This is a genomic window from Pannonibacter sp. SL95 (assembly GCF_026672425.1).
In the GTDB taxonomy this organism is placed as follows: domain Bacteria; phylum Pseudomonadota; class Alphaproteobacteria; order Rhizobiales; family Stappiaceae; genus Pannonibacter.
In genome coordinates, this window is the sequence record NZ_JAPPRC010000001.1 from 23,059 (window position 1) to 39,696 (window position 16,638).

Annotated in this window: 23 protein-coding genes; all 23 read left to right on the plus strand. The window is 62.8% G+C overall.

Annotation, left to right across the window (positions count from 1 at the left end; translation table 11 throughout):
- Positions 1 to 3: 3 nt before the first annotated feature.
- Positions 4 to 231, plus strand: coding sequence for a hypothetical protein (locus OVA12_RS00170; protein WP_268133632.1), 228 nt, complete (start codon positions 4 to 6; stop codon positions 229 to 231).
- A gap of 1 nt (position 232) precedes the next feature.
- The gene (locus tag OVA12_RS00175; protein WP_268133633.1) at positions 233 to 1,231 is read left to right on the plus strand and encodes a hypothetical protein; all 999 of its coding nucleotides are present in this window, start codon (positions 233 to 235) and stop codon (positions 1,229 to 1,231) included.
- Positions 1,192 to 1,554 (plus strand): hypothetical protein, encoded by a 363-nt coding sequence (locus OVA12_RS00180; protein ID WP_268133634.1) that lies wholly within the window; start codon positions 1,192 to 1,194, stop codon positions 1,552 to 1,554. The genes OVA12_RS00175 and OVA12_RS00180 overlap by 40 nt, the downstream gene beginning before the upstream one ends.
- Before the next feature lie 97 nt (positions 1,555 to 1,651).
- Entirely contained in the window at positions 1,652 to 2,170 is a 519-nt protein-coding gene (locus OVA12_RS00185; RefSeq protein WP_268133635.1) for a phage major tail tube protein, read from the plus strand.
- 124 nt (positions 2,171 to 2,294) lie between these two features.
- Positions 2,295 to 2,738, plus strand: a complete 444-nt coding sequence (locus OVA12_RS00190) for a hypothetical protein (RefSeq protein ID WP_268133637.1) — start codon at positions 2,295 to 2,297, stop codon at positions 2,736 to 2,738.
- A 444-nt stretch (positions 2,739 to 3,182) separates the two neighbouring features.
- Positions 3,183 to 5,789: a tape measure protein gene (locus tag OVA12_RS00195; protein WP_268133638.1), complete on the plus strand. Its 2,607-nt coding sequence runs from the start codon at positions 3,183 to 3,185 to the stop codon at positions 5,787 to 5,789.
- On the plus strand, positions 5,789 to 6,298 hold the full coding sequence (locus OVA12_RS00200) for a phage tail protein (protein WP_268133639.1): 510 nt from the start codon (positions 5,789 to 5,791) through the stop codon (positions 6,296 to 6,298). Before OVA12_RS00195 ends, OVA12_RS00200 begins: the two co-directional genes overlap by 1 nt.
- A gap of 87 nt (positions 6,299 to 6,385) precedes the next feature.
- Complete coding sequence (locus OVA12_RS00205; RefSeq protein WP_268133640.1) at positions 6,386 to 6,646, plus strand: tail protein X; 261 nt, start codon at positions 6,386 to 6,388, stop codon at positions 6,644 to 6,646.
- Entirely contained in the window at positions 6,643 to 6,801 is a 159-nt protein-coding gene (locus OVA12_RS00210; RefSeq protein ID WP_268133641.1) for a hypothetical protein, read from the plus strand. Before OVA12_RS00205 ends, OVA12_RS00210 begins: the two co-directional genes overlap by 4 nt.
- A complete protein-coding gene (locus tag OVA12_RS00215) occupies positions 6,798 to 7,796 on the plus strand; it encodes a phage late control D family protein (RefSeq protein ID WP_268133642.1) in 999 nt (332 codons plus the stop codon). The genes OVA12_RS00210 and OVA12_RS00215 overlap by 4 nt, the downstream gene beginning before the upstream one ends.
- Positions 7,789 to 8,334 carry a phage baseplate assembly protein V gene (locus OVA12_RS00220; RefSeq protein WP_268133643.1) on the plus strand — a complete coding sequence of 182 codons (546 nt, stop codon included), beginning with the start codon at positions 7,789 to 7,791 and terminating at the stop codon, positions 8,332 to 8,334. Before OVA12_RS00215 ends, OVA12_RS00220 begins: the two co-directional genes overlap by 8 nt.
- A gap of 80 nt (positions 8,335 to 8,414) precedes the next feature.
- A complete protein-coding gene (locus OVA12_RS00225) occupies positions 8,415 to 9,119 on the plus strand; it encodes a hypothetical protein (RefSeq protein WP_268133644.1) in 705 nt (234 codons plus the stop codon).
- A gap of 172 nt (positions 9,120 to 9,291) precedes the next feature.
- Entirely contained in the window at positions 9,292 to 9,609 is a 318-nt protein-coding gene (locus tag OVA12_RS00230) for a phage baseplate protein (protein ID WP_268133645.1), read from the plus strand.
- A complete protein-coding gene (locus OVA12_RS00235) occupies positions 9,609 to 10,679 on the plus strand; it encodes a baseplate J/gp47 family protein (RefSeq protein WP_268133646.1) in 1,071 nt (356 codons plus the stop codon). Before OVA12_RS00230 ends, OVA12_RS00235 begins: the two co-directional genes overlap by 1 nt.
- A complete protein-coding gene (locus OVA12_RS00240) occupies positions 10,639 to 10,827 on the plus strand; it encodes a hypothetical protein (protein ID WP_268133647.1) in 189 nt (62 codons plus the stop codon). The genes OVA12_RS00235 and OVA12_RS00240 overlap by 41 nt, the downstream gene beginning before the upstream one ends.
- Entirely contained in the window at positions 10,824 to 11,483 is a 660-nt protein-coding gene (locus OVA12_RS00245; RefSeq protein WP_268133648.1) for a phage tail protein, read from the plus strand. Before OVA12_RS00240 ends, OVA12_RS00245 begins: the two co-directional genes overlap by 4 nt.
- Positions 11,484 to 11,492: 9 nt before the next feature.
- On the plus strand, positions 11,493 to 12,329 hold the full coding sequence (locus OVA12_RS00250; RefSeq protein ID WP_268133649.1) for a phage tail-collar fiber domain-containing protein: 837 nt from the start codon (positions 11,493 to 11,495) through the stop codon (positions 12,327 to 12,329).
- 712 nt (positions 12,330 to 13,041) lie between these two features.
- The gene (locus OVA12_RS00255) at positions 13,042 to 13,941 is read left to right on the plus strand and encodes a hypothetical protein (protein WP_268133650.1); all 900 of its coding nucleotides are present in this window, start codon (positions 13,042 to 13,044) and stop codon (positions 13,939 to 13,941) included.
- Between the two features lie 30 nt (positions 13,942 to 13,971).
- Positions 13,972 to 14,412 carry a hypothetical protein gene (locus OVA12_RS00260; RefSeq protein ID WP_268133651.1) on the plus strand — a complete coding sequence of 147 codons (441 nt, stop codon included), beginning with the start codon at positions 13,972 to 13,974 and terminating at the stop codon, positions 14,410 to 14,412.
- Complete coding sequence (locus OVA12_RS00265; protein WP_268133652.1) at positions 14,409 to 14,645, plus strand: hypothetical protein; 237 nt, start codon at positions 14,409 to 14,411, stop codon at positions 14,643 to 14,645. Before OVA12_RS00260 ends, OVA12_RS00265 begins: the two co-directional genes overlap by 4 nt.
- A 17-nt stretch (positions 14,646 to 14,662) precedes the next feature.
- Complete coding sequence (locus tag OVA12_RS00270) at positions 14,663 to 14,920, plus strand: hypothetical protein (RefSeq protein ID WP_268133653.1); 258 nt, start codon at positions 14,663 to 14,665, stop codon at positions 14,918 to 14,920.
- A gap of 65 nt (positions 14,921 to 14,985) precedes the next feature.
- The gene (locus OVA12_RS00275) at positions 14,986 to 16,194 is read left to right on the plus strand and encodes a hypothetical protein (RefSeq protein WP_268133654.1); all 1,209 of its coding nucleotides are present in this window, start codon (positions 14,986 to 14,988) and stop codon (positions 16,192 to 16,194) included.
- A 150-nt stretch (positions 16,195 to 16,344) separates the two neighbouring features.
- The coding region (locus tag OVA12_RS00280; RefSeq protein WP_268133655.1) for a hypothetical protein at positions 16,345 to 16,638 on the plus strand (294 nt) is incomplete at its 3' end.

The following is a 16,638-nucleotide window of genomic DNA, read 5'->3' on the forward strand; positions in this document are numbered from 1 at the left end:
GCCATGCCTGCCAAACCGACCCACAGCTTTGCCACCTACACGTATCTTGGTCCGGTCCAGTCCGTCTCCCTGCGGGGCAAGGATACGGACGGAAACACCGTCACATTCTTTGAAGAAACGCTGTGCCCTGGACGGGACTACCTGCTGCCGGAGGGGCATGCGGCTGTCGCCGGCTGGAAAGCCCTGAACCTCATCATGCCGGCCCACCAGGCAAGCAACGGAGACGCGTAACATGGCAAGCTCGGAACGCTACTTCGGACCTGAAGTCGTCGATGTCGACGAAGGCGGCCTTCTCGTCCGCGAACTGAAAGCGGCGACCGCGTTTCTGATCGGTACAGCACCGATCCATGAAGTCCACGTAACCCCGGCGGCGCGCGCGGCCTATATCAACAAGCCGATCCTGATCCGGCGCCAGTCCGACATCACCCGGCATTTCGGCCCGGTGCGGGACGGCTACACGATCCCGCAGAAGCTGAACGCCATGTTCTCCAAGGCGAGAACCGCCGGCATCGGCACGATCTGTGTGGTCAACGTCTTTGATCCTGCGGTGCACAAGGACGGAGCCAACACGCCCGATCCCTCGCGAGTAACTGCCCTCGACATCATCGGGACCTTCGACGCGGCCGGCAATCCGTCCGGCCTGAAGCTCGCCTATTCGTGCTATCAGGCCTATGGCTGGTTCCCCAAAATCCTGCTGGCAACAGGCTTCGACGGATTGAGCGGTGTGCGGGCAGAACTTGGTGTGATCGCCGGACGGATCCGGGCGCGCTATCTTCTGGACGCGCCGCTCGGCGTCACCGTGCAGCATGTCATCGAAGCCCGCGGGCCGTCGGGGAGCTTTGACTGGCAGACCAGCGATCGCCGCGCGATCCTGTGCTGGCCGCATATGAAGGTCGTGAACCTTGATCCGGCTTCGTCAACCGCCGCAAGCCGATTGCTGACGCCTATTCCGCACATCTGGCCGGCGTCATGCTGTCGAGTGTCATGGAATATGGCTACCACCATTCCCCTTCGAACAGGCCGATTGCCGGCATTGAGGAGGCCGCGCAGCAGGTGCTGTACATTCCCGGAGACAAGACGTCGGACGTCCAGGAACTGCGCGGTGCGGGCATCGTCACGGTCGAGGAGCGTTGGGGCAAAGGGCCCCATGTTTCCGGCAACAGGTCCGCTGCCTATCCGACCGTCACGGACATGCGCAACTTCATCCATGTGCAATTCATTGAGGACGTGATGGACGAGGCGATCCTTCATTTCCTCGACGAGTGGAAGGACCGCAACGCAAACCCGGCTTCGCTGGAAAAGGTCGAGGACCGGATCAACGCCTACGGCCTGTCCAAGACGGTCGGCAAGGATCCGGCGCTCTATGATTTCCGGTTTTCCTTTGACCGCAAGAAGACCACGCCCGCCAGCATCGCAGATGGCTGGCTGTACTGGCGCCAGGACTATGCGCCGGTTGGCCTGATGGAGCGGCTGACGGTCGAGCGGTCGATCAACATCGACCTGATCCGCAACGCGCTTGGCCTTGCCACGACGACAGACCCGCAGGTGGCCTGACGGCGCGCATGTGCGTCTGCGGCCCGCAGGCAGGGGATGAAAATGCTCAACTGATGCCGGTCTGTCAGGCCGGTTCCAGGAACGAGGAACACAGAAAATGGCCGATTACCGCCGGTTCGCCTCAATCGTCAACGCCGAGGTCTACAAGGAAGACAATTCCCTTCTCGGCATCGCGCGCGAGTTCAAGATCCCGTCCATCGAATGGAAGACGGTCGACATCGAAACCCTTGGACAGGTCGCGGTCTACAAGACACCCACCCGGGTCCTGGAAGCCCTGACCGGATCGATGAAGTTCCAGGCCCTGGAGCCGGAACTTGCCGAGGAATTCTACAATCCGACGATCTCGCACAAGCTGCAACTGCACCAGCGTCTTGATGTCAACGGTCCGGATGGTCACGACCGGGAACGCTCCTGCACCCTCATTACAATCGTCAGTGCACGCTTCTTCAAGACCGATGCAAGCGGTGCCAAGCTCGGCGACCTTGACGAGATCGATTATGAGTTCACGTGCTCTCGCCTGGCGCAGCGTGTCCACGACAGTGACCGGACGTTGCTCGAGATCGATGTTTTCGCGAACACCGCCCGGAACAGTTCCGGCGATATCTGGACCGCATGATGTGACTGTGGGGCGGTCTGGAGCCGCCCCCTCTTTACCCGGACAGGCCCGGCAGAACCGATCTGCCTGACCTGTCCGGACTGGCTGACCCTCCGGACCCGCAATCCGCGCCACGGAGGCCAGCATGTCCGATCACGATTTTTCCCCCTCGCATACCCATTCTGCCGTTCCTGCCAGCCCGCACCATTTCTCCGGCGAAGGTGGTCCGGCCGCCCCGGGCGTCATTGACCGCCTCAAAGCCTATCGGGCAGCTCATGAGGGCGATGAGCGTTTCGTTTTGCCCGAAACCGGCGTCACGGTGTCTTTCCCGAAGTTTCGCAAGCATGGCACCTGGGTCAGCTGCCTTCGGCTCGCCCGCAACAATCTGGCCAAAGCGCAGATCCTCTACATCTGCCGTGTGTCGCGCTTCGATGGCGAGACCATCACCGAGGCTGACTTCAGTGCCTACATCCCGATGCAGGATGCCAACGAACTGCTGGCGGAAGTCTTTGGCGGTGCCTCTGCCGAAGATGACGATGAGGCGGGTGAGCCCCAGGGCGAGGGAAAGCGGACGGCGAAGACGGCCTGAGGCTGTCTTCGCTGGAATGCCAGACCTACCTCGTCAACCGGGGCTGGCCGCCGGGCTACCTCGACGATCTGTCCGAGGACGAGTTCCTCGCAATTTACGAAGACCAGATCGCCTTTGACGAGGCGCGCGCGGAGGCTGAGCGCCGCGCGGCAGAACGGTCCGCAGCCGGATCCAGGGGGCTCAAGGGAGCGCGTTGAATGGCGGACATGCGCCTTGGCATTGTTGCCGAATTCACCGACCGGGCGTCGCAGCGGCTGACGAAACTGCTGCGTGCCAACCAGCGACTGGAACAGGCCAGCCGGGCCAGTGCAAATCTCGCCCGGCCGCAACTTGCCGCCCAGACACGCCTGGCCGCTGCGACAGACCGGATGGCGCGGCTGATGGTCCAGGTCCGCACGTCGGCGGCTAAGCATCTCGGCGCCGATCATCCAGGCGGGTGCCGCTATGGCCCGTTTTTCCGGCCAGATCGCAACAGCCATCCGCAAGGCGTTCTCCTTGCGCGCGGCGCTGGACCGGGCGCGCCAGGGCGCTTCGCTGATGGGTCAGGGCCTGGGACGGATCGCAACAGGGGCAACCGTTGCCGGCGGCCTGGCTCTGGGAGCCGGTGGCCTGGCGGCAGGTGCTGCCAATATGGTGATCGGCCCGGCAGCGCAGATGGAAGCCTATATGGTCCAGCTCGAAAGCCTTGAAGGCTCGGGCGAACGGGCAAAGACTGCGATGGGATGGATCACCGACTTTGCAGCAAAAACCCCGTTGGAGCTGCCGCAAGTGGTCGAAGCCTATCGCCAGCTCAAGAACTACGGCATTGACCCCACAAATGGCTCGATGCAGGCGATGGTCGATACAATGGCCATGACAGGCGGCGGAGGTGAACAGCTTCAAGGCGTGATTATGGCGATTGGGCAGGCCTGGACCAAAGGAAAGTTGCAGACCGAGGAGGCAAACCAGCTCCTGGAGCGCGGCATTCCGGTCTGGGACATGCTGTCGAAGGCAACTGGCCGGACCCAGGGCGAACTGATGGAGCTGGCGTCGAAGGGCAAGCTTGGCCGCGATGTCATTGCCAAGCTGGTCGAACTGATGGGCGAACGGGCAACCGGCGCCTCTGACAAGCTCTCAAAGTCCTGGGACGGCATGGTCTCCAACATGTCGGACATGTGGTTCAAGTTCCGTCTGATGATCGCCGATGCCGGGCTGTTCGACTGGGCCAAGGACAAGCTGCAAGGCCTGCTGACAACCTTCAACCAGATGGAAGCGGACGGAACACTTCAGGCCTGGGCGGAAGATATTTCCCGCAACATCATCGCGACGCTGGAAGCCATCTGGACCTTCGGCACGGGACTGTGGAACACGTTCCTGATCCTCGCCGAGTGGCTCTCCTATGCCGCCGACATGCTGGGCGGATGGAACAACCTCGCCATGGTGCTGATTGCCCTGCCACTGGCCAGCACGATCATGGGTGTCGTCACCGGCGTGGTCCAGCTCGTCTCCGGCTTTATGCTGCTGGCCAGCGGCATTGCCGCCCTGTCGCTTCCCCTTGTCGCCGTCCTTGCCGGGGTCGCCCTTCTCGCCGCCGGCGCCTGGTATGTCTATCAGAACTGGGATCAGGTGACCGCCTGGTTCGGCGCGGCCTGGGACTGGGTCAAGTCGCGGGTGATGGCCGCCTTTGACGGGATCTTGGCGGCGGCCGCCGGCGCCTGGTCCTGGTTCAAGGAGAACCTTTCCTGGCACCCGCTGGCACTGATTGCGAACAACTGGGATCAGCTGTCAGGCTATTTCAGTGAGCTGTGGGCTGGCATCAAGGCCCGTGCTGCCGAGGCCTGGGCCGGCATCAAGGCGCTGTTTGTCTTTGAGTGGCCCGATTTCAAGTGGCCAGAATTCAAGTGGCCAGATCTGACCTTGCCTATTCCGCGCCTTCCCGATGGCTTTTCCGACTGGGTCGCATCGGCGTTCGACCGGCTGGTGGGCGTCGCCGAGGACGGCTGGTCCCGGCTGAAAGCGATCTTCACAGCCATGCAGGAGGCGGCAGCAGGTCTTGGCGCAGCGCTCAGCGACGTGGTCGGCGGGGCCGTCGACGCGGCCCGTTCCGCCTTCGACGCGTTAAAAGGCGCGCGTGGCGTTGACCGGATTTACGGCGAACTGTCGGCGCTGGCCAACACCAGTTCGGCCCTCAATCCGTTCGGATCGGACTTCGACCAGGGCTATGCGCTGACGGAAGCCCTGCAGGCCGGCCAGATGAGCCTTGCAACCTACCGCGAGGAACTGGCCAAGGTCGTGGCAGGCGGCGGAGCCTTTGCCGAGACCGCGCAAAAGATGCTGGATGCGGCAGCCCGGCTTGATGCGTTTTCCGCGCCTGGGTCAACGGCACAGCCTGCCGGACCTGGTGTGCCCGATCCATCCGCAATGGCTGCAACCGAAGCGATGATCACGGCCATCAAGGTGGCGGCAGCTGCGCTGCCAGGCATTGTTGCAACGGCAGTATCGGCCGCGCGAACACATCTCGAAGCGCTGGATTTTTCTGTTCACGGCGCGCGCATGATGGACACGATCGCGGCGGGCATGCGAGCCAGGGCACATGTGGTCGTTACCGAAATGCGGGCCATGACCCAGGCTTTGCGTGATCACCTGCCGTCCTCGCCAGCCAAGGTCGGGCCGCTGTCTGACATCCACCGGCTGAAGTTCTCTGAAACGATGGCCCAATCGATCCGGCCCGGACCGATGGTCGATGCCATGCGCCGCACAGCTGCCGCCACGCTTGCGGCAGCAACTCTGGGCGCCCCGGCCCTGCCTGCCATGGCAAGCGCTTCGCCACAGCCGCTGGCCACAAGCCAGAGCGCGGTCGTGCGCGGCTCTGGCTCTGGCTTTAGCGGGCCTGGCGCCAGCCAGAGCGGGGGCGGATCTTCAATCCAGATCACCTACAGCCCGCAGGTGACGATCGCCGGCGGCGCTGCTGCGGACCGGGACGCGTTGCTTGCCGTTCTCAACGACCATGCTGATGACCTGGTCGCGCTCATCCGGCGCCGGCTGGACGAAGACGGGAGGCTTGAGTTCTGATGACTGCCTTTGCCTATTTTGGCGAACTTGCGATGGGCGTTCCCAATGTGATGACGGGACCATCCGCAGCAACAGAGGCCCTCGAAAACACGGCGCATGAGCACAAGGTCTTGCGCGGCAAGCCTATCTTGCAAGACGGCGGCGAGGATCTGGACAAGCGCAGCTTCTCCTTTTTCTTCGACGAAAGCTTTTGCGATCCGCAAGACGCCTACGAAACGCTGAAATCGGTTGTCCGGGAGCGCAAGGCAGCGGCGCTGGTGTTCGGAACATCCGGCTATGACGGCAAGAAATACTGGCCGAAATCGGTGTCCGTCACGTTGCAGAAGACGACCGCCGGCGGCCGCATCGTCCGGCTGGAGGCAACACTTGAACTGATCGAGGTGGCGGATGGCGCGACGAGCCTGGGCTCTGGCGCCGGTCCGGGGGCGGCCTCGGGCATAGGTCTTCTGGGCTCTGGCGCCGCAAGTCTGGCGCGGGCGATCCTCAATCCCCTCACGAAGCGCCCCTGAAGACAGGGACCAAGAAGACAGGAACCTAGAAGACAGGGGCCTATCGAAGGTGGCGCGGCGAAACGAACATGAGGAAGGGCACGTCTTATGGCAACGGCTGTCAAGACAGGAGAGTTTCTTGAACACCGGACCGGGTCCGGCGAGCGTTGGGACACCATCGCCACGCGATATTACCGGGATCCGGAAGGCATGGGCCTGATCATCGACGCCAACAAGGGGGTGTTCCTGGAAGGGTTGACCCCGCTGCCGACAGTCCTGCCGGCCGGCGTCGTTCTGCGGATCCCGGTCATTGAGCAGGCTGCAGTTGACGAGACCCTGTTGCCGCCCTGGAAGCGCAGGCAGTCATGACAAGCCTGCCCGAACCCTTCGTGTCCATGTTCGTCAACGGTGTCGATCCCGGCGCGGCGCGCCGCAAGGCCGAATGGCCGTCGGGCGATCAGCCCGCGCCAGCGCAGGCCAGGGCGCAGCGCGCCCGAAACGGCCGTGAGCAAGGATTATCATGACAAGCCTGCCCGAACCCTTCGTGTCCCTGTTCGTCAACGGTGTCGATGTCGGCAGCGATCTGGCCCCCTATCTCCTGGACTTCACATTTACCGACAACCTGCATGGCAAGGCGGACGAGATTGCGGTCAAGCTGCGCGACGATGCCGGGCTGTGGCGCGGCGCCTGGCGGCCGGAACAGGGGGACATCGTTGCGGTCCCGGCACTCGGGTACAAGGGCGGGATGACTGTTGCCGCCGGTGTCTTCCAGGTGGACATACCGGAAGCCAGTGGATCGCGGGCGAATGACACCTTGAGCTTCCGCGCGACCTCTGCATTTGCCGAAACCGACCAGCGCAGCAAGAAGTCGAAAGGCTTTGCCGACACCACGCTGAAGGACATCGTGACAGATGTGGCAGGCCGTCACGGACTGGCAGTCCGGGGCGAAATCGACGATGTGCCCTTTGCCTACAAGCGGCAACGACGCGAGCGCGACCTTGAGTTCATCAAGCGGCTTGCCGAGGATTTTGGCCACTTCGTCTCGATCAAGGATCAGGCGCTGGTGTTCTTCCAGCGGGCAATGATCGAGGCACAGGCCCCGGTGCGCAGCTTTGACCTGGCGAGCGGTACGCCCGTGACGGACTGGTCTGCCCGCGAAAAGACGGACAGGACCTTTTCGAAGGCCCGGGTGACATATCTCAAGGGCGAGGAAAAGCGGCTGATCCAGGGCGAGGTACAGGATCTGGCCGCCAGAACAGGCGATGTGCTGGAAATCGACGAAAGGGTCGAGGATGAGCAAACCGCACAGAAACTCGCCAAGAGCCGTCTTGCCAAGGCCAACGAAGACCGGCGGACGGCAAGCCTCACCGTCATCGGTGACCCGCTGCTGATTGCTGGCCAAGTGGTCGCCCTCGGCGGCGGCTTTGGCAAGTTCGCCGGCCGATATCTCATTCACAGCGCGCGCCATGTGCTGAAGCGCGGCAGCTACACGACAGCACTGGAGCTGAAAGGTGTCTGACAGGTCTTCCCGCAGGCTGCTCGACAGCGGCCAGAATTCACCCTACCGCCGGGGCACGGTGATCGAACGGGATCCGGCAAAAGGACGGGTGCGCGTGCGCTTCGATGACGAGCAAGGTGACGAAAGCGGCTGGATCCATGTCTGCCAGCCTGGCACCGGCGCCAACAAGTTTTACCGCATGCCGGACGAGGCAAGCCAGGTGGTCTGCCTGATGGACTGGGACGGTGAGGACGGGGCAGTTCTGGGCGCCATCTGGTCCGACAAGGACGGCACGCCGACCGGCGACGGCGAGACGATGTACATGGCCTTTGCCAGCGGCCTGTCGGTCTCTGTCAACCAGGCCAGCGGCGACATTGCGGTCAAGGGCGCCAAGACCGTCAGCGTTGTCGCCACCAGCATCACGCTGGAGGCAGCAAGCATTACGCTGAAAGGGCCGGTGGCGATCGAGGGCGACAGCCTAACGCACAATGGCAAGAATGTTGGCGACACCCATGGGCATGTCACCGCCCCTCCCGGTCCTCCGGGGCCGCCGGTTTGAAAACTCCCGATTTCTGCGTGACATGTCTTGGATGATATGCTGATCTACAAGCGTATTTATTGTGAGCCGAGGTTTTGTTCATGACGCGCGCATATGTTTATGTCGTTGAAAGTCCAAGCCCAGATGATTTGTTTGATGGCAGAACCGAAGGACGAGCGCTCTGCGAGGCCTTTTCTTTATCGGAAATAAAACATAGCTACACAGTCTGTTTAGATTATGAAAATTTAATGAAAGCATTTCAAATCGGGGCAGATTCAAGATTTTTAAGTGAATTTCTTAGACATCAAAAATCGGATACACGAGATAAGTTCGTTCCAATAGTTCATATTAGCGCGCACGGGACCGAGGATGGTATAGTTTTATCATGCGGCCATCATGTCAGCTGGGCTGATTTGCGATTATTGCTTAAGCCAATTAATGATGCAATGCCGAATGGACTACTTGTTTGCTTTTCGTCATGTAAGGGCAGGGCGCAGCGTAGCGCACCTATCTATGACGTTAGAGGCAGAGAGGCCGTTCTTTCTTTGGGCGGGGGGTCACTATCTGACGTGCATTGGCACGACGCCCTTGTTGGATTTATAACATTTTACCATCACCTATTCACTGGATCGACGATTCAAAATGCAGTCGATGCGATGAAAATAGCATCTACGCATAATGATTTATTTTTTGAAGTCGGGATAATAACAAAGAAGAAATTCATTGATTATGTAAATACATCTAAGCTTGTGAACTCGTCGTCGACTTTTGGTGGGATTTTTGATTTTCCTCGTACAGGCGACTAACCTTTGACACGGAACTGTTCCGTAACTTCACTCATCCGTCTTCTCTATTATGCCGACATCAGTTCCTGCGCGGGCTCATGTCGGCATGTTTGTTTCAAACGCTCCCCTTCGCCCAAATGACCTTCACTGGCAGCACCGGGTGCAACCTGGACCGGCCGGGGCATGGGGAACAGTGGTCACCGGGATTGATGATCTCGAACAGGCCATCCGCATCATCACGCTGACGCCGAGACTTTCGGTGCCAACAGAGCCGGACAAGTTCTGCGATGCGCTGGCCTTCATCGACCGCCCGCCGGCGATTGCCATTCCGCGCATCGCACAGGAAATCTTCGACAGCCTGACCCGCTGGGAGCCGCGCCTCAAGGTCGAGCGTGTCGAGGTCGAGGCGGTGGCATTTCATCATTTCAAGGTTCCCGTGTTCTGGCGGCCGCGTGAAGACGTGCTGGCAGACCTTCGGCGCACGGACGTTATCCTGCGGGAGGCGGCGTGATGGTGGACCTGGTCAAAAGCACATCGCCGCGCGAACTGATTGCCCGGGGTGCGCCCAAGCTGTTTCTGACGTCTGCAAAGGACTGGAAGGAAAAGCTGGTCGCCTGGTTCGAGACCGATCCGCAAGGACCCCGGCGCAAGCTTTATCCTGCCCAGGTCGAGCAGGTGCTGATCGATCTTTTGTCATACGGCTTCTCCCTTCTGGGACGCGAGGCGCAGTTTGCATCCGAACAACGGTGGCTGCTGTTCGCAGTCGGCCAACATCTGGACGTGGCTGCGGCGAACAACTCGACGTTCAGGCTGAAGGCCCAGCCAGCGACCTGCCGTGTTCGCGCCACGCTCAGCGCCCCTGCCTTGGCCCAGACCCTGACTGGCAAGGCCGGCGACACGCCTGCCGCCGGCACTGTCGTCTTCAGGCTCGACAGCGCGATCGTCATTGCAGCCGGCCAGACTGCGGGGGAAGCCATCGCCACGGCGCAGGTTCCCGGCGTTACCGGAAACGGGTTCCTGCCCGGCCAGGTGCGTGGCCAGATCCGGCTTCCGGGTAGCGGTGCAACCGGTGGTGCTGCGGCAAGCGGGCTCGGCAATGCCGACCTGGTCAACATCAGTGAAACAGCTGGCGGGACAGAGGAGGAAGGCGACGAGGCCTTGCGCGAACGTGCCATGAACGCACATGAGCGGATCTCCAAGGCCGGCCCCCGTGAAAGCTATCGTCAGCAGGCCCGGGCCTATTCGCCCGCGATTGCAGATGTTGCCGTGATCCGTCCAGCGCCGGGCCAGATCCACCTTTACGTGCTGATGAGTGATGGCGTGCTTAGGCGCCACCTTTCTGGACGGGCTGAAGAACTGGCTCGATCCGCTGCAAAAGCGGCCGCAGGGCGATGCCCTGTCTGTCTTTGCCGCCGAGGCTGTCACCTTTTCGATCTCCGGGACGGGCCGGGCCGCTGGCGAGCTGAGCGAGGCGCGAAGCCGGCTGGAAGCCAGGCTCACGGAAGCCGCCGCCATCTGGTCACGCAAGCTCGGCGATTACATGGCCCTGTCCGCGCTGACCTGTGCCGCGCGTGCCGTTGAGGGCATCACCGATGTGGACCTCGATTTCGCAGGCTTGCCGGGCACCGGCCCGGCAGCCCGCCAACTGGCCGAACATCAGTTTGCCGTTCTGACCGGTGTCAGCCTGACGATGCAGGCAGCCGGGCCGGCGGGCGGAGGCTCGCCATGACAGAGCGCCGTTTTCCCGAGAGCCTGATCCCGCCGGGCATCAATGACGAGCGCTCGCGCGCGATCCTTGGCGCTTTCGAGACCATGGCCGGCGAGTTTGATTTCGCTCGCCTGTTGATGCGTCAGTCCCGAGAAATGCCGGCAGAGGTCCTGCCCCTGGCGATCGCCGAACGGTCGCTCGAAGAGTTCCTTGACCCGGACGGCAGTCCGGAACCGGCTGTCCGCAAGCTGATCGATCTGGCCTTTGTGCTGCACGAAACCAAGGGCACGGATGCGGGCGTTCTGGCTGCACTGGCAGCGTTCGGCCTCGATGCCGAAATCCTGCAATGGTTCGACCGGACCCCGGCCGGACCGCATGACACGCATACGATCACGGTCGATGCCAGCCAGGACATTTTCGGCGACGGTGATCTGTGGGCAGGACGGGTGTTTCGCCAGGTCTGGCGGGTTGTCGATGCCATGAAACGCTGGAGCCAGGAAACCGGCTTGCAGATGGCAGCCACAGCACGGGCACCCGCCTATGCCGCCGTCTTTCCCATGACGCGGATCAATGTCGTGGCCCTGCCGTTTGTTTTCGATCCGCCGGTTGCCTCCGGGCACCTGCGCGCCGGCGTCTCGCCACTGACCCGCCTTTCCATCATCGCCCGCGCTGCCTGAGGACGCAACATGCCGACCTATTCCATTCTGACCACCAGGGGCAAAAACAAGGAGGCGCAGGCGCTGGCGACCGGCACGGCGCTGGTCGTCACGCATCTGGCGTTTGGCAATGGCGACTACGCCCCGACCGGCGGTGAAACCAGCCTGCAGAGCGAGGTCGTGCGCAAGCCGGTGCAGGCCTCCGGGACCGTCAATGGTGCGCCGAACACGGCGTTCTTTGATTGCCTGCTGGAGGCGGAAGACGGTCCCTACACCATCCGCGAAGGGGGATTGTTCGACCAGGATGGCGACCTGATTGCCATCATCAAATACGATCCGCCGGTGAACAAGCCGGTGCCGGCATCGGGCCAGACCGTCGAAGCCCTGATGCGGGCGCATGTGGTGTTTTCCGACCTTGCCAATCTGGTGATCCGGATCAACGCGATCAACGCCTTTGTGGCGGCCGAACGCCGCGTCGATACGGGCACAGGCCTGAAGGGTGGCGGTGATCTGTCGCAGGATCGCACGCATGAACTGGACGTCCCTGGACTGCCGTCAATCACGGGCGCAAATGTTGACCTGGCAGCTGATCTTCTGATCCTGCATGACACGTCCGCCGCTGCCCCGCGAAAGCTGACACCGGCAGCCCTGTCCGCTGCCCTGCAGATTGATGAGCGTATCGCGGATGCGATCAGCGCCTTACCCGACGACACCGTGCTGGAGTTTGCAACCCTGCCCGAACACAGCGCGGGCGAGATTGCGACCAAGGCGGCGCATCCGGCCGGTGTCAAACAGATGATTGCGGCAGCGCTTGCCGCGCTGCCGGACCCGGGCGACGCGCTCTACCGCTTCGAGACCCTGGCTTAACCCCCTGTTTCAGTCCTTGTTTCCCTCTGGCTTGAGGAGCCCTTCATGGCCACATCCCCCCAGTTTACCGGTGTGCCCTTGTACGGTGCGGCCGTCGTGTCGACCGCAAACACCAACCGTGACGGTAGCGGTACACTCGCGACCATCCTGACCATGCCGGTATCCGGTGGCCGCATCGATCGCGCTGTCATCAAGGCGACAGGCAACACCACGGCCGGAATGGTTCGCCTGTTCGTGCACGACGGCACATCCGCCCGCTGCATCGCCGAGATCCCGGTTCCGGCAATTGCGGTGAGTGCGACGGTTGCCTCGTTTGAATGCGTTGTCGATTTCTCGACCTCATCGGCCAGCGCCTATGGCCTGGTTCTGCCGTACTGGTCACTCGTTGAGAGCATCCACCCATCTGGCGGAAGTGTGCCATGTGGCGGCGTTTGGGAGGGCCTTCTGATGGCGAACTTCGGGTTGAACGGCTTTCCGCGTGGCAGCTTTCTTCGCAAGGCCGCCGGTCAGGCAGCAGAGGGCGCGCCTGGTTTCCTTGCTGGTGGCAGCAACGGTAGCATTTCGCTTTTGACACTCACCAGGTCTGCCGGGCTTGGCCAGGACGTGTTCGGTATCGGTCAGTATCGCGTCATCGCTGGGACCAGCGCATTTGTTGTTCCTGAGGGAGTGACCAGCTTGCGGGTCCGGGCAAGGGGCGCAGGCGGCGGCGGTGGTGCTAGGCGGCAAGACCGGGAACAACACGCGCGGCGGTGGCGGTGGCGGCGGCGGCGGATTTGGTACGGGCGTCTTCACCGTTGTGCCGGGGCAGTCGATCACCGTCACCATCGGCGCGGGCGGCGCCGGGGGCGCAGGGGCAACCGGTGGCAATGGCACGGCCGGGGGCACGACGAGCTTTGGTGCAATGCTCTCAGTCACCGGCGGAGCCGGGGGCACAGGCGGGGCAACAACGGGGGCTGGCGGCGCGGGCGGCGCCTCTGTCGGCGGCCAGGTCAATGTTCCAGGCGGCGCAGGTGGCAACGGCGGTTCGGCAGCTGGCGGATCCGGTGCCGGTGGCGGCGCGGCAGGAAGTCCGCTTGGCGCCGGGGGCATTGGCGGCAATGGCGCTGCAGATACAAACACGCGCGGCGGCGGCGGTGGCGGCGGCGCGGCCGCAAACGCCGGCGGCAGCGTCAATGCCACATCCGGCACCAGCGGGGTAGAGGCGGGGGCGGTGTTGGCGGACCTGGATTGCCTTCACCTCAACCCGGTCCGAATGCCGACGGCATCGTCCAGGCAACAGGCGCTGGCGTCAGTGCTGCCCGGGGCTACGTTCCCCGCTTTGAGACCGACCTTGAAAGCAGCTCAGGTGGCTATGGCTCAGCCGCGCCGGGGACAGCGGGTGCAACTGCGGACGCGGGTGGCGGATCGGGCGGCGGCCGCGGCGCGGACGGCAATCCTCCTACATCCGGCGGTCAAGGCCGTGGCGGGGGCGCAGGCGGCGGCGGCGCTGGCGGCGCGACCTATGTCGGCGCGGCCGGAGGCAACGCTTTGTTTGGTCACGGCGGGGGCGGCGGCGGTTCTTCGCAATCATCCAACGGCGGTGACGGCGGAAGCGGCGGCAACGGCTTCGTGATTGTCGAATGGTGAAACGGAGAACGGAAAGATGACCAGATTTGCACGGATCATTGAGGCGGTCGCCGTGGATGTGGTGACCCAGGACCCGACTGCGTTGTTCCATCCGGAAATTGCTGCCCAGTTCGAGCCAGTTCCGGACAATGTTGAACGGGGATGGCACCGGACCGGGACCGTCTGGGCTGCTCCGGCGACAGCGGCAACACCTGCGGCGGCAACCATCCCCCGCAAGACCGTCGTGACGCCTCCGGAGTTTCTTCTGCTGTTCACCGCGTCAGAACGCATCGCTATTCGCACAGCCAGGGCAAGCGATCCTGTCGTCGCGGACTGGCTGGCGATCCTTGAGGATCCGCGTCTTTCCGAAGTCGACGTCTCGCGCCCGGCCACTCTGGACGGCCTTGCCTACCTTGCCTCCAAAGGCCTGATCACCCAGGCGCGGGCGGCAGAAATCGCACTGGGAGCGCCGCTGTGAGGACCTTGCTCAACTACATCTACAATCTGCACGTGGCGCTGTCGCAGCTGGCGAACACGCTGCTCGGCGGGGATCCGGACGAGAGCTTGTCGGGCCGGATCGGCAAGTCCATCGATGCCGGAGGCTGGGCCGCCCGTGTGCCGTGGCCGGCGCTGGTGCGGCGGCACTGGCTGGCCTCGATCGAGCCTGACGAAGGTGGCAACAGCGCCCTGAGACGGCGCGAACGGGTGTGACAGCGGGAGACATGGGCATGCTGAGATTGAACAGTTCTGCGAGTCTTGCCGAAAGTGCCCCGTGGGCCCCGCTCGGCGACTTCCTGTTGCAGGTTGACCAGCCGGATCGGACGACCGTCGAAATCCATGCCCGGCTCGCAACTGATGCGCCATGGGTCATCATGGGCGCTATCCGGGAGGGTGGCGCCCGCATCCTGCGCATGGATGCGGTCACCGAAGTGAAGATCCTGAGCCGAAATCCGACCGGGTTGCCGGTCAGGGTCTGGAGCGACTGACGATGGGCGTCCCGAGACCGCTTGCAATCATGTCCGCCGGAACGTCTGACTTCGGGATCAGGCCATTGATCAGTTGCGATTGTTCGGCCCGAGCCATCGCAACACAGTATCCATTCTGGATGCGCCGGTTCCAGTTCGCGGCAGACTTCATCAAGGGGCATGCGCTGATCGGCGGGCGGCGCGTGACGATGGCTGAGATCGACGCCAGACACACGCGTCTTTCGGTTCGCCGCGCCGCAGACACATCCGGCGTGTCACGCGAGTTCAGTGATGGCGCAATGGCCTTGACGGATAGAGGCTTTGACAGCCGGGAACCTTGGACGAACCTTGTCCCCAACCCGTTCAATCCGCGCGCCTGGACCATCGTCAACACGAACAATACCGCCGAAGCCGGAAACTTTCTCGGCATGTCGAGCGCGGTCCGTGTGGCTTCGCAGGGACTGACTTACGGGCGGGTGCAGTCCCTGCTGGATGTACCACTTGTTGTCGGTCAGGTGTATTCGGCGCGAGCCCTCTACGCGGCCGGCTCGTCACCTCAGATGCGCTCCGGCATTCGCTCTGCGGCCGAGTCCGATCGGGCGTCGCTGGTAACTGGCCCGGTCGGGGCAGCTGCCATAGCTGGAGCCACAACGATGGTGACCATCAACGCGGTCAGGAACATCAGTTACGGGGCAGGCCTGTACGAAGTTCAGTACACGTTCACCGCCCATGAGCCGATCAATGTGACGTTCGAGATCGGCCCGAACATCGGCACGCCTGGCCAGGACGTCGTGGCGATCGCCGGACAGGTTACGCCCACGCCGTACCAGATGCCGTGGGGGGCAGGCAGTGTTGATGGCGACAGTCTGGTGATCTCTGCGGCGGACGCTGGCCTGGTTTTCAACCCGGTTGCCGACGCAAAGACCCTTGTCATGGTTTGGCGCGGCACGGCGACTGAAAGTTCCGTCACCTTCGCCCATTTGCTGCAGGCTCGAAGCGGTGCTGGCAGCCTCTTTTTGCAGTATCGCAAGGATCAGAACTACCGTCTCGACCTGCACAGCGGCAGCGGTACCAGCACGCGCGCTCTGGCCGGTGCGCTTGGATCCGAGCAGGCCTTCGTGGTGGCCTGGAGGCCCCGGACGGCACTGGCTCACGGTCGATGCAACGGGCATCTTCACGGGCTACCGCCCGATGTTCAATGGCGTCCTCGACGGCATTTCCGTTGGCTGTTCTGCGACGGATGGCCGGGGCCGGGTAAACGGCACGCACAAGCTGGCCGCGATCGGAGCGTTTGACAGCTTTTCGACGGCAGATACGCAGGCCCTTTATGATGTGGTGGCTCGATGACAGGCACGATGTGACCATATCCTGCATTTCGCCGGTCCCAAGCGGTCGACCTTGCCGCTCTTAGGGTCGTTGCAAGCGAGGGGGAGCCGCCTGTTACATTGGCTGATCTCCAGAACCGGGCGGAGGCTGGCGTGTTTGAGGGTTCGGCAGTTGCCGCACGCCGCGTCTACGTGATCGCGGCCGATGCGGTGCATGACGCCGATGGCTTGGAAGTGGAACCGAGGGTCGAAGCGCCGGGCATCTGGCTGGCGGTCCGGTCCATCGCATTTCTTGCCAACCTTCCGGGGCTGGTTGCAGCATCGGATGCCGAACGCAGAAAGGCCGGCCAGCCCTTCGTGCTCTACATCAATCCGGACTATCCCTCGAAACCCTGCGAAAACGCATCACGCCCA

What these genes read in the sequence shown, in the direction of transcription:
- OVA12_RS00210 (WP_268133641.1), top strand. Translation starts at nt 6,643, where the DNA reads ATGACAAGCCTGCCCGAACCCTTCGTGTCCATGTTCGTCAACGGTGTC.
- OVA12_RS00270 (WP_268133653.1), top strand. Translation starts at nt 14,663, where the DNA reads ATGCTGAGATTGAACAGTTCTGCGAGTCTTGCCGAAAGTGCCCCGTGG.
- OVA12_RS00180 (WP_268133634.1), top strand. Translation starts at nt 1,192, where the DNA reads ATGCGCAACTTCATCCATGTGCAATTCATTGAGGACGTGATGGACGAG.
- OVA12_RS00190 (WP_268133637.1), top strand. Translation starts at nt 2,295, where the DNA reads ATGTCCGATCACGATTTTTCCCCCTCGCATACCCATTCTGCCGTTCCT.
- OVA12_RS00170 (WP_268133632.1), top strand. Translation starts at nt 4, where the DNA reads ATGCCTGCCAAACCGACCCACAGCTTTGCCACCTACACGTATCTTGGT.
- OVA12_RS00245 (WP_268133648.1), top strand. Translation starts at nt 10,824, where the DNA reads ATGACAGAGCGCCGTTTTCCCGAGAGCCTGATCCCGCCGGGCATCAAT.
- OVA12_RS00225 (WP_268133644.1), top strand. Translation starts at nt 8,415, where the DNA reads ATGACGCGCGCATATGTTTATGTCGTTGAAAGTCCAAGCCCAGATGAT.
- OVA12_RS00205 (WP_268133640.1), top strand. Translation starts at nt 6,386, where the DNA reads ATGGCAACGGCTGTCAAGACAGGAGAGTTTCTTGAACACCGGACCGGG.
- OVA12_RS00260 (WP_268133651.1), top strand. Translation starts at nt 13,972, where the DNA reads ATGACCAGATTTGCACGGATCATTGAGGCGGTCGCCGTGGATGTGGTG.
- OVA12_RS00195 (WP_268133638.1), top strand. Translation starts at nt 3,183, where the DNA reads ATGGCCCGTTTTTCCGGCCAGATCGCAACAGCCATCCGCAAGGCGTTC.
- OVA12_RS00215 (WP_268133642.1), top strand. Translation starts at nt 6,798, where the DNA reads ATGACAAGCCTGCCCGAACCCTTCGTGTCCCTGTTCGTCAACGGTGTC.
- OVA12_RS00200 (WP_268133639.1), top strand. Translation starts at nt 5,789, where the DNA reads ATGACTGCCTTTGCCTATTTTGGCGAACTTGCGATGGGCGTTCCCAAT.
- OVA12_RS00250 (WP_268133649.1), top strand. Translation starts at nt 11,493, where the DNA reads ATGCCGACCTATTCCATTCTGACCACCAGGGGCAAAAACAAGGAGGCG.
- OVA12_RS00175 (WP_268133633.1), top strand. Translation starts at nt 233, where the DNA reads ATGGCAAGCTCGGAACGCTACTTCGGACCTGAAGTCGTCGATGTCGAC.
- OVA12_RS00235 (WP_268133646.1), top strand. Translation starts at nt 9,609, where the DNA reads ATGGTGGACCTGGTCAAAAGCACATCGCCGCGCGAACTGATTGCCCGG.
- OVA12_RS00240 (WP_268133647.1), top strand. Translation starts at nt 10,639, where the DNA reads ATGGCCCTGTCCGCGCTGACCTGTGCCGCGCGTGCCGTTGAGGGCATC.
- OVA12_RS00185 (WP_268133635.1), top strand. Translation starts at nt 1,652, where the DNA reads ATGGCCGATTACCGCCGGTTCGCCTCAATCGTCAACGCCGAGGTCTAC.